The 15,070-nt window shown below is 46.9% G+C and carries 15 protein-coding genes and 1 tRNA gene; 13 read left to right on the forward strand and 3 right to left on the reverse strand.

All coding sequences use genetic code 11. The features are described 5' to 3' along the window. Positions 1-50 precede the first annotated feature (50 nt). The 10 genes from lgt to NST20_RS04080 all read left to right on the forward strand — a co-directional run bounded on the left by lgt (position 51) and on the right by NST20_RS04080 (position 9,286). Positions 51-866, forward strand: coding sequence for a prolipoprotein diacylglyceryl transferase (gene lgt / locus NST20_RS04035; RefSeq protein WP_133535943.1), 816 nt, complete (start codon positions 51-53; stop codon positions 864-866). 100 nt (positions 867-966) lie between these two features. Then, positions 967-1,620, forward strand: a complete 654-nt coding sequence (gene ppaX / locus NST20_RS04040; RefSeq protein ID WP_342400121.1) for a pyrophosphatase PpaX — start codon at positions 967-969, stop codon at positions 1,618-1,620. Continuing rightward, positions 1,617-2,132, forward strand: a complete 516-nt coding sequence (locus tag NST20_RS04045) for an acyltransferase (RefSeq protein WP_342400122.1) — start codon at positions 1,617-1,619, stop codon at positions 2,130-2,132. Before ppaX ends, NST20_RS04045 begins: the two co-directional genes overlap by 4 nt. A gap of 99 nt (positions 2,133-2,231) precedes the next feature. Next, on the forward strand, positions 2,232-3,743 hold the full coding sequence (locus tag NST20_RS04050; RefSeq protein ID WP_342400123.1) for a tetratricopeptide repeat protein: 1,512 nt from the start codon (positions 2,232-2,234) through the stop codon (positions 3,741-3,743). Between the two features lie 182 nt (positions 3,744-3,925). After that, a complete protein-coding gene (gene trxB, locus NST20_RS04055) occupies positions 3,926-4,873 on the forward strand; it encodes a thioredoxin-disulfide reductase (RefSeq protein ID WP_013858686.1) in 948 nt (315 codons plus the stop codon). Positions 4,874-5,509: 636 nt separating this feature from the next. After that, on the forward strand, positions 5,510-5,968 hold the full coding sequence (locus NST20_RS04060; RefSeq protein ID WP_013858688.1) for an 8-oxo-dGTP diphosphatase: 459 nt from the start codon (positions 5,510-5,512) through the stop codon (positions 5,966-5,968). Between the two features lie 36 nt (positions 5,969-6,004). Beyond that, positions 6,005-6,895, forward strand: a complete 891-nt coding sequence (gene rapZ, locus NST20_RS04065) for an RNase adapter RapZ (protein ID WP_019721738.1) — start codon at positions 6,005-6,007, stop codon at positions 6,893-6,895. Continuing rightward, positions 6,892-7,872: a YvcK family protein gene (locus tag NST20_RS04070; RefSeq protein ID WP_019721739.1), complete on the forward strand. Its 981-nt coding sequence runs from the start codon at positions 6,892-6,894 to the stop codon at positions 7,870-7,872. Before rapZ ends, NST20_RS04070 begins: the two co-directional genes overlap by 4 nt. Positions 7,873-7,952: 80 nt before the next feature. Beyond that, positions 7,953-8,906, forward strand: coding sequence for a DNA-binding protein WhiA (whiA, locus tag NST20_RS04075; RefSeq protein WP_013858691.1), 954 nt, complete (start codon positions 7,953-7,955; stop codon positions 8,904-8,906). 110 nt (positions 8,907-9,016) lie between these two features. Then, positions 9,017-9,286, forward strand: a complete 270-nt coding sequence (locus tag NST20_RS04080; protein WP_014095819.1) for an HPr family phosphocarrier protein — start codon at positions 9,017-9,019, stop codon at positions 9,284-9,286. 81 nt (positions 9,287-9,367) lie between these two features. On the opposite strand, the gene clpP is transcribed toward NST20_RS04080, so the two are convergent. After that, entirely contained in the window at positions 9,368-9,958 is a 591-nt protein-coding gene (gene clpP / locus NST20_RS04085) for an ATP-dependent Clp endopeptidase proteolytic subunit ClpP (RefSeq protein ID WP_342400124.1), read from the reverse strand. Between the two features lie 240 nt (positions 9,959-10,198). On the opposite strand from clpP, the gene NST20_RS04090 reads away from it, so the two are divergent. The 3 genes from NST20_RS04090 to fumC all read left to right on the forward strand — a co-directional run bounded on the left by NST20_RS04090 (position 10,199) and on the right by fumC (position 13,347). Further along, positions 10,199-10,270 (forward strand) — tRNA-Arg (locus tag NST20_RS04090). 285 nt (positions 10,271-10,555) lie between these two features. Continuing rightward, positions 10,556-11,470, forward strand: coding sequence for a DUF4351 domain-containing protein (locus tag NST20_RS04095; protein ID WP_342400125.1), 915 nt, complete (start codon positions 10,556-10,558; stop codon positions 11,468-11,470). Between the two features lie 488 nt (positions 11,471-11,958). Further along, positions 11,959-13,347 carry a class II fumarate hydratase gene (fumC, locus tag NST20_RS04100; RefSeq protein WP_029141761.1) on the forward strand — a complete coding sequence of 463 codons (1,389 nt, stop codon included), beginning with the start codon at positions 11,959-11,961 and terminating at the stop codon, positions 13,345-13,347. Positions 13,348-13,401: 54 nt separating this feature from the next. Here the strand turns inward: fumC and NST20_RS04105 are convergent, their stop codons facing one another. Together NST20_RS04105 and ugpC are read right to left on the reverse strand one after the other, a co-directional pair. Next, the gene (locus NST20_RS04105; protein WP_014095815.1) at positions 13,402-13,608 is read right to left on the reverse strand and encodes an alpha/beta-type small acid-soluble spore protein; all 207 of its coding nucleotides are present in this window, start codon (positions 13,606-13,608) and stop codon (positions 13,402-13,404) included. Between the two features lie 348 nt (positions 13,609-13,956). Then, positions 13,957-15,051, reverse strand: coding sequence for a sn-glycerol-3-phosphate ABC transporter ATP-binding protein UgpC (ugpC, locus tag NST20_RS04110; RefSeq protein WP_342400126.1), 1,095 nt, complete (start codon positions 15,049-15,051; stop codon positions 13,957-13,959). Positions 15,052-15,070: the final 19 nt, after the last annotated feature.

Consider the following 15,070-nt stretch of genomic DNA (forward strand, 5'->3'; position numbering starts at 1 on the left):
TATTTTAGGCTGGCCTTTACGGCGCGGAAAAAAAGGAGTGGTTGTGGAAAATGGATTCGAATATAACCCCGCTCGATCCGATTGCATTTCATTTAGGCGGGTTTAGTGTGCACTGGTACGGAATCATTATCGGCTGCGGCATTCTTTTGGGCCTTGCCCTCGCGATGCGGGAAGCTGACCGGCTTTCGGTTGACCAAAATATCATTGCCGATTTATGCATATGGGCGATTCCGGTTTCAATTATTTGCGCCCGTATTTACTATGTCCTGTTTAAATGGAAATATTATGCACAACATACAAGTGAAATCATTAAAATCTGGAATGGCGGCATTGCCATTCACGGCGCGCTGATCGGGGCGGTCGCCACCGCGATTCTTTTTACACGTGCAAAGGGTGTTTCTTTCTGGAAAATTGCAGATATCGTTGCGCCAAGCCTGATTTTAGGGCAGGCGATCGGGCGCTGGGGCAATTTTATGAATCAGGAGGCGCACGGCCGGGCTGTGTCCAGGGCTTTTCTCGAAAACTTGCATCTCCCGGACTGGATCATCAATCAAATGTACATAAACGGCACTTATTACCAGCCAACATTTTTATACGAATCACTTTGGGATCTTGCAGGTTTCGTTTTTTTGCTTTTGTTGAGAAGGCGGGCGGCGATGCACAGGGGCGAGATTTTCCTGACCTATCTTATCTGGTACTCGATCGGCCGGTTCTTTATCGAAGGCTTGCGGACGGACAGCCTGATGTTGACCGCGCATATCCGCATGGCGCAGGTTGTATCTTTCATACTGATTGTTTGCGCGCTCATTCTCTGGTTTTACCGCAGAAAAACAGGCTTATCGGCCAAACGATATGACGAGCAGTGAAGAGGAGTGATTTTTCCGGATAGTTCAGCCCGTTGCTGGCAGAAAAACGGGCTTGACAGCCAAACGTTTTATGAGCCTTGAAAAGAAAGAGGGAAGCAGATTGAAAAACCGGATTACGACATTGCTGTTTGACTTTGACGGTACTTTAATTGACACAAACGAATTGATTATCCAATCCTTTTTATATACGCTCAATGCGTACTATCCGGGCCGTTATAGCCGCGGGGATGTGCTCATTTTTAACGGCCCGCCTTTAATCGACACGTTTGCGTCGATCGATCCGGAACGGGCGGAGGAAATGGCTGCCAAATACCGGGCGTATAATATTCAGCAGCATGATGCGCTTGTCAAGGAATTTCCGGGCGTATATGACACGATTAAAATGCTTAAGGAACACCGCTTTAAACTCGGGATTGTTTCAACAAAAATGAAGGGCACCATCATGAAAGGGCTGAAACTTGCAAGATTGGAACCGTTTTTTGACGTGGTGGTGGCGCTTGATGATGTCAAAAAGGCCAAACCGGATCCGGAGCCTGTCCAAAAAGCGCTCTGCCTTCTCGGTTCGAAGCCGGAAGAGGCGATCATGATCGGAGATAATTATCATGATATCGAAGCGGGGAAAAATGCCGGCACCTTGTCGGCCGGTGTCGCATGGTCGGCAAAAGGGCGCGCTTTTCTTGAGCAATACAACCCGGATTTTATGCTCGAAACGATGCCGGATCTTGCTGAAATTGTCGGGGTCCATGTAAAATGAGAAATACAAAGCGGTATCCGGTTAAAGGATCGAATGCCCTTTGGCAAATTTATAAAACCGTTTCGTTCTGGAAAGTGTTTAAAAATGTGCTTGTCATTGAAATCGCGCGTTTTCTTCCGTTTTTGCGCCTCAAAAATCAAATGTACCGCACCTTTTTGTACATGGAAGTCGGGGACAAGACGGCTTTTGCCTACAAAGCGCTTGTCGATATTCTGTTCCCGGAGATGATCACAGTCGGCAAAAACTGCGTGATCGGCTATCATACGACCATTCTCGCGCATGAATATTTGATTGATGAATACCGGATTGGTGAAGTGGTAATTGGCGATGATGTGATGATTGGCGCGAACACGACCATCCTTCCCGGCGTAACGATCGGAGACGGGGCGGTGGTGGCCGCCGGTTCTGTCGTCCATAAAGATGTGCCGTCCGGTTCCTTTGCCTGCGGGAACCCGCTTCAAATCAGGCATAAAAGCAGCGAAAAGAACGGTCCGAAACAAACAAAACTGTAAAAAAGGGAAGAATTACTTCATCCCAAAAGGTTAAAGGCTTCCCGATTGTATGTTATACTACAAGAAATAATGAATGTTACTTGTTTGTGAGGGAACAACATGAGCAAAGATTCCAAATTAAGGCAGGAGCATGGCAATGTTCTGTCTTTTATACCGACGGGAGAATACTATTTTAATAAAGGTGTCCAGGCTTATGACCGCCGGGATATCAAAAAAGCATTGAAATATATGCAGCGCGCTGCCCAGCTTGACCCGTACGATCCGGTCATCGCCTGCCAGCTTGCGATCATTTATACCTATTGCGAAGAATATCGGAAGGCAATTGACATTTTTCGCCATATCCTGGCAAAACTTGATCCCGGCATGGTCGAATGCCATTATTTTATTGCCAATAATTATGCGGACCTCGGGCTTTTTGATGAAGCTTTATACAATGCACGGAAATATCTTGAACTGGACCCGTTTGGCGAGTACAGGGAGGAAGCGGAAGAACTCATTTATATACTGAACGCCGAAAAAGAGGATGAAACGGGTTCTTTTTCGTATGAACAGGACGAACTCATGGCAAGGCAGGAGGAAGCCAGGCAGTATCTCGAAGCGGGGCATTTCGAAATGGCGCTTTCGGAGCTGAACAAATTGATCAAGAAATATCCTGATTTTTGGTCTGCCTACAACAACATGGCACTTGCGTATTTTTACCTTGGCCAGACGGAAAAAGCGGTTGCGGTGCTGATGGATTTGCTCGAAAAGAACCCCGGCAATCTTCATGCGCTTTGCAATTTAGCGGTCTTTTACTACCATAAACACGATGACGAAAAGCTGGAACAGATTGTACGCGGCCTTGAAAAAGTCCGGCCAGTGTTACTGGACCATCAATATAAACTTGGCGCCACATTTGCGATTGTCGGACGCTATGAAGAGGCGTACCTTTGGCTGAACCGGTTGAGAAAAGCTGGATTTGACGGGGATGCTTCGTTTTACTACTGGCTTTCGCAGGCGGCTTACCATACGGGCCGGCAACAGGCAGCAGAAGCCGCCTGGGAACAGCTCGTGGAACTGAATCCGGAGAAAAAAGGCTGCGAACCATGGAACCGGGAAATGGAAAAGAAAATGAACGAGAAAAATGTCCAATTTGTTTTGGACAGGCTGAACAGTGCGGAGTTGCCCGAGCGGTTTTTCGGGATTTTCATGATCGGGTTGTCCAGCAACCGTTCGGATATTGTCTCGCATCCGGATTTTAAGCCGCTTGATGATTTTACGCTTGCCGAAAAAATTTACCTCGCCCATGTGCTGGAATCGGATATTCGCGAGCCGTTTGACCCGGATGAGGTGTTTGTGCGCGGCCACAATATTGCATGTATTCTCCACAGCCATTACGGGCCGATGTTTCCGGGCTACACCAACTTAATGCTCGCCTGGTTTTCGATCTTTTTAACCGGCCTGAAACGCGGGGAACGGTTTCAAAATGAGGCCGGATTTGCCGCCGCTTTCGATTACTTGTGGCACCGCCAAAAAGGCGACAAAGTGTCCCAGCAGGCGATTGCAAAGGAGTACCGGATTTCCGTCTCCACGTTAAGGAAATACGCAAACCGGATCAAATCGCTCCTTTAAGCACAAGAATGGACGATAAACCAATATTCCTTTACTATAGAGAATGAAAGAAAACCCCACTGCATAAAAGAAAGTGGGGTTTTTTCGAAAAACTCGTATGGAATGGCATCTTTGTGGAACGATGAAAACAGGCGGCCTGCGGCTTCCCGGCCGCGGCCCTTCAATAAGGAGTGGTACAAACGATGAGTGAAGAACAAATTTATGATGTGATTATTATCGGGGCGGGGCCTGCCGGGATGACAGCTGCCGTTTACGCATCGCGGTCAAACTTGAAAACCTTGATGATCGAGCGCGGCGTTCCGGGCGGCCAGATGGTCAACACGGAAGAAGTGGAAAATTATCCGGGTTATGAATCGATTCTCGGCCCGGAGCTGTCAAATAAAATGTTTGAACATGCCAAAAAGTTTGGTGCCGAATATGCATACGGCGATATTAAAGGCATTGACACAGACGGGGATTATAAAATTGTCAAAGCGGGCACAAAAGCATACAAAGCGCTTGCTGTGATTATCGCAACGGGCGCCCAATATAAGAAACTCGGTGTCAAAGGCGAAAACGAACTGGGCGGCCGCGGCGTTTCTTATTGTGCGGTGTGCGACGGCGCTTTCTTCAAAGGAAAAGACCTCGTTGTGGTTGGCGGCGGCGACTCGGCTGTCGAAGAAGGAAATTACCTGACGCGCTTTGCCAATAAAGTGACAATTGTACACCGGCGTGATCAGCTGCGGGCGCAAAAAATCCTGCAGGACCGGGCTTTTAAAAATGAAAAAATTGACTTTATCTGGAATCATACGGTGAAAGAAATCCACGAAGAAAACGGAAAAGTCGGCTCTGTCACGCTCGTTTCGACTGTGGACGGATCGGAAAAACCATTTAAAACGGACGGCGTTTTCATTTATATTGGCATGGTGCCTTTGACCAAGCCTTTTGAAAACCTGGGCATTACCAATGAAGCCGGTTATATTGTGACGAATGAGGAAATGGAAACAAAAATTCCGGGCATTTTTGCAGCCGGTGATGTCCGCGAAAAAACGCTCCGCCAAATTGTCACGGCAACAGGAGACGGCAGCATTGCCGCACAAAACGCCCAGCATTATGTGGAAGAATTGAAAGAAGCTATGAAAGCCGGTTGAGTGCTGGATAAAAAGGCGTGCATCCCCCGGCATTTTGTCGAAACAGGGAAGTTTGAAACGTCAAGTGGTTTTAACGTGTTTGTAACCCGTATGAAATAAACTTGCGGTATGATATAAATATAAATTGACCCCCTTTTTTATATGTTTGAACCAAGAACACTTATGGCTCCGGCTATAAGCGGTTCAAAGACCCTATCTCCCAGGCACAGGAAAACCCTGTGCTCTTTTTTTGTGCAAAACTTGCAGCCGGCGCAGGATATTGCGCTGCTTTTTCCGATTGATAATGCGCTGGTTCTTTGATACGGGAGATGAAAGACATTTAAAGGGGTGGCGTGCGCCCATTTGTCCTTCATCGGCATAATGAAAGACAGAACAAAGCGTGGCTGCCGGCTATTTGTCCTTCATCTGCCCGGTGAAAGACAAAACAAAGTTCGGGAGCCACGGCCTTTCACCCGCGCGATTTTCACGATTGGGGAAAACTTGACACATACGGGGCGGGTGCATTCATTGTTCAACCATTTCATTAATAGTATAATAAAAAAGTACATGGTTTTTACGCACGGGAAAGGTTTATCCATCGGTTGAATAGATGCGGATTTGTCCGCATCATTCCGGTTCAGATATGAGGTGACTCCTTTGCAAAGAATAACAAATTGTGTATTCATCAAGGACGGACAGGTTTTATTGCTGCAAAAGCCGCGGCGCAACTGGTGGGTTGCACCCGGCGGGAAAATGGAACAGGGAGAATCGGTCCGTGAAGCCGTGATTCGCGAATACCGCGAAGAAACTGGCATTTATTTAAAACACCCTGATTTAAAGGGCGTTTTCACGATTGTCATCAAAGACAGGGATAAACCCGTGTCTGAATGGATGATGTTTACGTTTGTCGCAACAGACGGCGACGGCAAAAACTTCGAGCAATCTGCTGAAGGAATTTTGCAGTGGCATGCTATTGATGAAATTAAAAACTTGCCGATGGCGGCGGGAGATACCCATATTTTGGAATATATGGTCCACGGAAGCGGCATCATCTACGGCCAGTTTACGTACACGCCCGACTTTGAATTGCTTTCATACAGGCTCGATCCAAGCTGAAACGCCATGCTAAATTTTCCGTCAGGGGGAAAAAGAATGGGTTTAGAAGGAAATCAAATGCAGTTTGTCATCATTACCGGCATGAGCGGGGCCGGAAAAACGGTTGCGATCCAAAGCCTGGAGGATCTCGGGTTTTTCTGTGTCGATAATTTGCCGCCGACGCTTTTGCCAAAATTTCTGGAACTGATGAAAGATGCCAGTAATAAAATGAATAAAGTCGCGCTTGTAATGGATTTGCGCGGCCGTGAATTCTTTGATGACTTGTTCCGGGCACTGGATGAACTTGACAAGTCTTCGTGGGTTACGCCCACCATTTTATTTTTGGATGCGGATGATTCTGTGCTCGTGCGCAGGTATAAAGAAACGCGCCGGTCCCATCCGCTTTCGCCGGATGGGACGCCGCTCGAAGGGATACAGCAGGAAAGAAAAATCCTCGAGGAGCTGAAAGGGCGCGCGCAGCTTATTCTCAACACATCCAATTTAAAACCGCGCGAACTTCGCGAAAAAATCGTGTTGGAGTTTTCGGCGAATAAGCAGTCGGTTTTCACGGTCAATGTCCTGTCGTTCGGCTTCAAAAACGGCATTCCGATTGACTGCGATCTTGTTTTTGATGTCCGGTTTTTGCCGAATCCGTTCTACATTGAACATATGCGCCAGAAAACCGGACTGGACGAAGAGGTATACACTTACGTTTTAAAATGGAATGAAACGCAAAAATTTCTTGAAAAGCTGACCGATTTGCTTGCTTTTATGCTCCCACATTACAAACGGGAAGGAAAAAGCCAGCTGGTGATCGGCATCGGGTGCACGGGCGGCCAGCACCGTTCTGTCGCGCTTGCCGAGTATATCGGCCATTTTTTTGAAAAAGACTATCATACAACGATTTCCCACCGTGATATCAAAAGAAAGGAGGAGCGTAAGCCATGAGGCATCCGAAAATTGTGCTGATCGGAGGCGGGACAGGGCTCCCGGTGCTTTTGCGGGGGCTGAAAAAATACCCGGTTGAGATCAGTGCCATTGTAACTGTTGCAGATGACGGCGGGAGTTCCGGAAGAATCCGTCATGAAATGGATATGCCTTCCCCGGGGGACATCCGCAATGTGCTCGCAGCTCTATCCGATGTGGAGCCGCTGCTTGAAAAAATGTTCCAGCACCGTTTTGAAACCGGCGATGAACTTTCCGGGCATTCGCTTGGCAATCTGATCATTGCGGCGCTCACTTCGATAACTGGAGATTTTGTACACGCCGTAAAGGAACTGAGCAAAGTCCTGAATGTCCGGGGGCAGGTTTTACCGTCCGCCAACCAAAGTGTTGTGCTGCACGCGGAAATGGAAGACGGATCGATCATTGCCGGGGAATCCAAAATTCCGAAGTCCGGCAAAAAAATCAAAAGGGTGTTTTTGACGCCTGAAGTCATTCAGCCGCTTCCGGAAACATTAACGGCCATTCAGGAAGCTGACTTGATCGTGATCGGCCCGGGCAGCCTTTATACAAGCATTTTGCCGAATTTAATGGTGCCGGGTCTTGGAGAAGCGGTATGCCAGGCACATGCGAAAAAAGTGTATGTATGCAATTTGATGACACAGGCGGGCGAGACGAATCATTATACTGCCGCGGATCACGTGCAGGCGATTTTCAACCATATGGGCAGTGCCTGCATTGATACGATCCTCGTCAATGATGAAGATGTGCCGGAACCGGTTATGAGCCGGTACCGCGAGGAGCTGGCACAGCCTGTTGTATACGACGTGAAGCGTTTAATGGGGCTCGGCCTGGAGGTGGTTTCGGGAAATATTTTAACGTATAAAGGCGGGGTCATCCGCCACGATACGGAAAAAGTTGCCGAAATCCTTTATGATATTTTGAAAAAGCAGCAATGGCTTTCACGCTCCAGTGCCCGGTGAAAGGATAAAGGCGGAACATCCCCTTTTCGTGTGCATTTTTTCGCATAGCTCTAAATTTTGCCAAGGGAGGGGCCTGGAGGATGTCATTTGCATCAGAGATCAAAAAAGAGCTGACCAATTTAGCAGTAAAAGATTGCTGCGTGAGATCCGAATTATCTGCACTGATCCGGATGAACGGATCTTTATCTTTTTCCAACAAGGTGCTGGTTGTCAATGTGCAGACGGAAAATGCCGCCATTGCCCGGCGGATTTACGTCCTTGTAAAAAGATTATATGATGTCCCGGTGGAATTATTAGTCAGGAAAAAAATGCGCCTGAAAAAAAACAATGTCTACATTGTCAGGCTGAAGGCCCGGGCAAAAGAAATATTGGAAGATTTGCATATTCTCGGTGAACATTTTACCTTTACCCGGAACATTTCCCCGGAACTGCTGAAGAAGAAGTGCTGCAAACGCTCCTATTTGCGCGGGGCTTTTCTGGCGGGCGGATCCGTTAACAACCCGGAAACTTCCTCTTATCATTTGGAAATTTCCTCCCAATACAAAGAGCACAACGATGCACTATGCCGCCTGATGAACGGGTTTCATTTAAACAGCAAAACGCTTGAAAGAAAAAAAGGATATATTACGTATTTAAAAGAAGCGGAAAAGATTACGGAATTTCTCAATATTATCGGCGCCCATCATGCCCTGCTCCGGTTTGAAGATGTCCGGATTGTCCGGGATATGCGCAATTCCGTCAACCGGCTCGTCAATTGCGAAACGGCCAATTTGAATAAAACGATCGGGGCGGCTCTCCGCCAAGTGGAAAATATCCGCTATATTGAAGAAACGGTCGGCCTTGACGCACTGCCGGAGAAATTGCGCGAGATTGCAGTATTGCGCGTGAACCATCAGGATGTGACGTTGAAGGAACTCGGCGAAATGGTGTCCGGCGGGCATATCAGCAAATCCGGCATCAATCACCGGCTCCGCAAAATCGATGAAATTGCCGAAAAACTGCGGGCAAACGGGCCTGCCAATAAAAATTCATAATGGGTGCCAAAAATTAATCATGTAAGATGGATAGGTTTAAAAAGTATAAAGACGGGGAGCGTATTGGCAGAAGGCGCCCCTGTCCTGCTACTTGAAAGGAGAGGGTTATCGTGATCGAAAAACAATTGGAAGTGAAATTAAAATCCGGTTTGCAGGCGCGCCCTGCAGCCCAATTTGTCCAGGAAGCCACCCGCTTTTCATCGGAAATTTTTCTTGAAAAAGAAGGAAGAAAGGTAAATGCAAAAAGCATTATGGGGCTGATGACCCTTGCTGCGGGCCACGGGGAAACTGTTACGCTGAGCGTGGACGGGAGCGATGAAGAAGAAGCTTTTGAACACTTGGCAAACTATATTGAAGGGAAAGAAAAACTTCCGTCCTGATGTAAGCGCATGCGGCCGTCAGCCTGCGGGTTTTTCAAACACAGCACAAGGCCGCCCGCTTGCGGACGGCCTTGTTCAATCTTATTTCAATTCTTTTTTTGTCATAATATGGTCAATCAAACCATATTCTTTTGCTTTTTCCGCGCTCATGAAGTTATCGCGGTCTGTATCCCTTTCGATCACTTCAATCGGCTGGCCGGTATGGTCGGACAAAATTTTGTTTAATTTCGCGCGCGTATACAAAATATGTTTTGCCGCGATTTCAATTTCTGTTGCCTGGCCTTGGGCGCCGCCTAATGGTTGGTGAATCATCACTTCGCTGTTCGGCAGGGCATGACGTTTCCCTTTCGTGCCGGCGGTCAACAGCACGGAGCCCATTGATGCAGCCATCCCGACGCAAATCGTTTGCACGTCCGGTTTGATGATCTGCATGGTGTCATAAATGGCAAGGCCCGCAGTGACACTCCCGCCAGGACTGTTAATATAAAGATAAATATCTTTTTCAGGGTTTTCCGCTTCCAGGAACAAAAGCTGGGAAACAATCGAGTTGGAAACATTGTCGTCAATCGCGCTGCCAAGCATAATAATCCGGTCTTTTAACAGGCGGGAATAAATGTCGTATGCGCGTTCCCCGCGGTTTGTTTGTTCAATTACTGTGGGAATTAAATTCATATTGAGTATCCTCCTTCTTCTCTTCGGATGGTCCATCATATGCTATATCATGGATGTTAAAGGAATTATTCTCCATCCTTATGTACTGATCATACAATATTGGTCAATGAAGGTCAAAAGAATTGCCTTCACCTGAACTACAATACCCATCATAACCAAATTCCGATAAAATAAAACCAAAAAGGGACTTGCTTTTTTGTTCATTGTCCTTTATAATCTATTATTGTTGAATCACTTATTGCCCTCGTGGTGCAAAGGATAGCACGTGAGATTCCGGTTCTCAAAATGTGGGTTCGATTCCTGCCGAGGGCGTTTTCTAAAAACTGAACAATTAGCTTAAAATTTTTTAAAACCCTTGATACGACTGCATTTGCAGTCGTTTTTCTTTTTCTCTGAATGTGAAAAAATAATGCAACAATCGATTGAATTTTTCACCGATTTCGCACTACAAATCTCATTCATTGCGCCACCTGCGACATTTCGTTCATAGTGCCATATATTCAGGTTTTGAACAGTTTCTGTATAAATCATGGAACTTGAAAAACGAACGTTTGTCCTTTATAATAAAACTGAAAAATAAGAAAAGGGGTGTTGCCATTGGAACTGGTAATGGAAAAGAAACCCGGTTACAATGTACATGATCGTTTGTTTAAGGAGCTGATCCAAAACTTTTTTCAGGAGTTTATGGAGGCGTTTTTCCCGGATGTGTCAGCGGATCTCGACTACCGCCGGGTGAGGTTTTTGTCGCAGGAACAGTTTACGGACTTTCCGGGCGGTGAACAAAAACGGGTTGATATCCTTGCCGAAACGAAGGTAAAAGGGAAAGACACCGTGATTCTCATCCATGTAGAGCCGCAGTCGTATTACGAGAAACCCTTTCCTGAACGCATGTTTCGTTATTATATGATGATCAGTCTCCGGCACCAGAAACCGGTATTGCCGATTGCCGTTTTCAGTTATGAGGAGAAAACAGAAACCCCTGATACATACACCTTTGCGTTCCACAACATTGAAATTCTTCGTTTTCACTATTTATCCATTCATCTGATGAAACAAAACTGGAGAAATTATATCCGGAGCAACAACCCTGTTGCCGCGGCATTATTAAGCAAAATGGGGTATACAGAAAAAGAACGGGTGCAGGTCAAACTGGAGTTTCTGCGGATGCTGGCACGCATGGAACTCGACCCTGCAAAAATGAGGCTGTTACACGGTTTCTTTGATTATTATTTAAAACTGAACGAAAAAGAGGAGGCGGAAGTGATGGAAAACATTAAGATGCTGGACCCGGACGAAGCAGAGCAAGTATTAAAATTGCCGAATTCCTATTTTGATCGTGGGTATAAGAAGGGGAAAGAGGAAGGCAGAGAAGAAGGTGAAGAAAGGTTAAGAAGATTTATTGTCAACTTGTTAAAAAATCAAGTGGATGTGAAGGTCATTGCCCAAGCATCTGGCTTGAGTGAAGACGAGATCATGAAAATCAAAAGGCAGATAGAGAGGGAAAAGCCTTGAATACGGGTTATGACGAAACAGAACTAGTATTGAAGCTGTCGAATTCTTATTTTGATCCGCGAATATATGAAATAAAATAAGTGCACACCATTGCGAACAGGCTCTCAGGGCGGTAGCAACCCGTAATGCATTGAAAAAACGGCCGGCCTGAGTCAGCAGGGGTGCCGTTCAAGCGGTCGTTAGCGGGGAATGATGTCTGTTACAATCCGGCAAATCCGGAGAGTGGCAGGCATTTTTTCAGGACTGTGACACCGGCAAACGGTAAATGTACGGCATTGGCCGGCTCGTGAACGGATATGCCGCTTTTTTGGTGCAAGATTTCTGAAAATATGTTCTCAAAAAGGAATTGAACAGCGACTCGCGAGGTTGAGGTGTTGCTTTGCGGGAATTTATAGTAAAATAAACTTGCAGCTACATATCGGCAAGTTTTTTAGGCTTGCCGCCGTTTTGCAAAAGCCAAATGTAAGCACATACAGGAGGGGAAGAAAGTGGAGTACCGGATTGAAAAAGACACACTCGGAGAAATGAAAGTGCCGCGGGACAAATATTGGGGGGCACAAACGCAGCGCAGCAAGGAAAACTTCCCGATCGGCGGGGAAAAAATGCCGATGGAAGTGATCCGCGCTTTTGCCCATTTGAAAAAAGCGGCTGCCGTCAGCAACAACCGCCTCGGCAAATTATCGGATGCCAAAATGAAGGCTATTGTCCAGGCTTGTGAAGAAGTGCTGGACGGGAAATTTGACGGGCATTTTCCGCTTGTTGTCTGGCAAACAGGCAGCGGCACCCAGTCAAATATGAATGTGAATGAAGTGGTGGCAAGAAGGGCAAACGAAATCCTTTCCGCCCAAAACAGCGCAGAACACGTCCATCCGAACGATGATGTGAATATGTCGCAAAGCTCGAACGATACGTTCCCGACTGCGATGCATATTGCCGCCTACCATGAACTGCAGACAAGGCTGCTGCCGCCGCTGGAACAGCTGAAAGAAACGCTGCTTGAAAAAGAAAAAGCATACATGAAAATCATCAAAATCGGGCGCACGCATTTGCAGGATGCAACGCCGCTCACACTCGGCCAGGAAATCAGCGGCTGGCGTGCCATGCTGGAAAAAAGCGAACGCATGATCAAAGAAAGCGCAAAACATATTTTGAACCTGGCGATCGGCGGCACGGCTGTCGGCACCGGCATTAATGCGGACCCGACTTTCGGCGGTAAAGTTGCGGAAGAACTGGAAAAACAAACCGGCTACCCGTTTGTTTCTTCTGATAACAAATTCCATGCGCTCACAAGCCATGACGAAATCGTTCATGTCCACGGGGCATTAAAAGGGCTTGCTGCAGATTTAATGAAAATAGCCAATGATGTCAGATGGCTTGCGAGCGGGCCGAGAAGCGGCATCGGTGAGATTTCGATTCCGGCCAATGAACCGGGCAGCTCGATTATGCCTGGCAAAGTCAATCCGACCCAGTGCGAAGCTTTGACGATGGTAGCGGTCCAGGTATTCGGGAATGATGCCGCAATCGGATTTGCCGCAAGCCAAGGCAACTTTGAATTAAATGTATTTAAACCGGTAATTATATATAACTTCCTGCAGTCCGTCCATCTGCTCGGCGATGCGATGAAGTCATTTGATGAAAGATGCGTGCGCGGCATTGAACCGAATGTGGAAACGATCCGGGAAAATGTCAATCGTTCCCTCATGCTGGTGACGGCCCTGAATCCGCATATCGGTTATGAAAAAGCGGCCCAGATCGCGAAACTGGCTTTCAAGGAAGGCACAACGCTGAAAGAAGCCGCCATTAAAACAGGTTATGTAACCGAAGAACAATATGATGAGTGGATCGTGCCGGAAAAAATGGTCAATTTAAATCACTGATAAAAAGGGAGGCGGTTGCCCCCCTTTTTTTAGCCATTTTATTGGTTTGTTATATTACGAATGGAAAGTACCGCCAAGTTGTTGTTCAGCCATTTGCACAAGGCGTTTTGTAATTTCTCCCCCGACAGATCCGTTCGCGCGGGATGTCGTATCTGCGCCGAGGTTTACGCCGAATTCTTGTGCGATTTCGTATTTCATTTGGTCGAGAGCCTGCTCAGCACCGGAAACTAACAATTGGTTTGAATTGCTGTTGTTTGCCATCTGTGTCATCTCCTCGTTGTAAGTTTTTTGGTTGGGCCGGCTGGAATTGCACCAGCAAGCGGGGAATTCCCCGCCACCTGCTTGGTTGAACCCAGCGGAATGTGATCGATGTACTATGTATTATGGAGGGAAAAACTTTAATTATACTGGTCCCCGGCTGGTAACTATTGGCGGCGATTGCGGAGAAAATCAAAAAGCCGGATATAACAGCGAGGCACTGAAAAAGCACCGCAAAAATAGAAAAGACGTTGAGACACTCATGCTGCTTGTGTTTCAACGTCTTTTTGCATTTTATATGTTGGATATACGGATATAAAAAATCACTTTTTCAGTGGCAGGCTTTCTGGTTCACCCAATCCTTAACTCTGTTTCGGCATCAAAGAAATGGGCTTTATTCATATCAAGCCCGAGCGTGATTTCGTCACCCGGTTTGACAACTGTTCTGGAATCGATGCGGGAGATAAACTCCTGCCCGTTGATTTTGGAATAGAGCATCGTTTCAGCGCCATGAAGTTCAGAAACATCAATCGTGGCTTTGATGGCCGAGCCCGGCATTGTTTCAATGAAAACAGGTTCATCGTGGATGTCTTCAGGGCGGACACCAAGAATGACATCCTTGCCGATATGGCTTTTCATATGTTTCATTTTCCCTTCCGGCACATCAAGCTGGACCGATTCGTTTAAGTGAAATTTGCCGTTGTCCAGTTTACCGCGGAAGAAGTTCATCGCTGGCGAGCCGATAAAACCGGCGACGAACAGGTTGGCAGGTAAGTCGTATACTTCGCGCGGCGTTCCGACTTGCTGGATGACACCATCTTTCATGACGACAATCCTTGAAGCCATCGTCATCGCTTCCGTCTGGTCATGTGTCACATAAATGGTCGTCGTTTGCAGCCGCTGGTGAAGCCGGGCAATTTCGGTCCGCATTTGCACCCGCAATTTCGCGTCCAGATTGGATAAAGGTTCGTCCATGAGGAACACTTTTGCATCCCTTACAATCGCGCGGCCGAGGGCAACCCGTTGCCTTTGCCCGCCTGATAAAGCTTTCGGTTTCCGTTTTAAATATTCTTCAAGGCCAAGGATTTTTGCGGCTTCCTGTACCCGCTTGTCAATTTCCGCTTTCGGCACTTTGCGGAGTTTCAGCCCGAATGCCATATTGTCGTATACCGTCATATGCGGATAAAGCGCATAGTTCTGGAATACCATCGCGATATCACGGTCTTTCGGCGCTACATCGTTCACCCGTTTGCCGTCCATGTATAAATCGCCTTTTGAAATTTCTTCAAGCCCGGCAATCATCCTGAGCGTCGTCGATTTCCCGCAGCCGGAAGGACCGACAAATACAATGAATTCCTTGTCATTAATATGTAGATTAAAATCGGATACAGCGGTTACATTATTGTCGTAAATCTTATAAATATGCTCAAGCGCCAGTTCTGTCATCGTAAAAACCCTCCCCTGT

The sequence above is a fragment of the Weizmannia sp. FSL W8-0676 genome, from assembly GCF_038593015.1.
GTDB lineage: Bacteria > Bacillota > Bacilli > Bacillales > Bacillaceae_C > Weizmannia > Weizmannia coagulans.

Excerpts from the sequence above, each read along its gene's own strand:
- NST20_RS04050 (WP_342400123.1), top strand. The coding sequence starts at position 2,232 with ATGAGCAAAGATTCCAAATTAAGGCAGGAGCATGGCAATGTTCTGTCT.
- NST20_RS04070 (WP_019721739.1), top strand. The coding sequence starts at position 6,892 with ATGAGGCATCCGAAAATTGTGCTGATCGGAGGCGGGACAGGGCTCCCG.
- trxB (WP_013858686.1), top strand. The coding sequence starts at position 3,926 with ATGAGTGAAGAACAAATTTATGATGTGATTATTATCGGGGCGGGGCCT.
- lgt (WP_133535943.1), top strand. The coding sequence starts at position 51 with ATGGATTCGAATATAACCCCGCTCGATCCGATTGCATTTCATTTAGGC.
- NST20_RS04045 (WP_342400122.1), top strand. The coding sequence starts at position 1,617 with ATGAGAAATACAAAGCGGTATCCGGTTAAAGGATCGAATGCCCTTTGG.
- rapZ (WP_019721738.1), top strand. The coding sequence starts at position 6,005 with ATGGGTTTAGAAGGAAATCAAATGCAGTTTGTCATCATTACCGGCATG.
- ugpC (WP_342400126.1), bottom strand. The coding sequence starts at position 15,051 with ATGACAGAACTGGCGCTTGAGCATATTTATAAGATTTACGACAATAAT.
- NST20_RS04105 (WP_014095815.1), bottom strand. The coding sequence starts at position 13,608 with ATGGCAAACAACAGCAATTCAAACCAATTGTTAGTTTCCGGTGCTGAG.
- whiA (WP_013858691.1), top strand. The coding sequence starts at position 7,953 with ATGTCATTTGCATCAGAGATCAAAAAAGAGCTGACCAATTTAGCAGTA.
- clpP (WP_342400124.1), bottom strand. The coding sequence starts at position 9,958 with ATGAATTTAATTCCCACAGTAATTGAACAAACAAACCGCGGGGAACGC.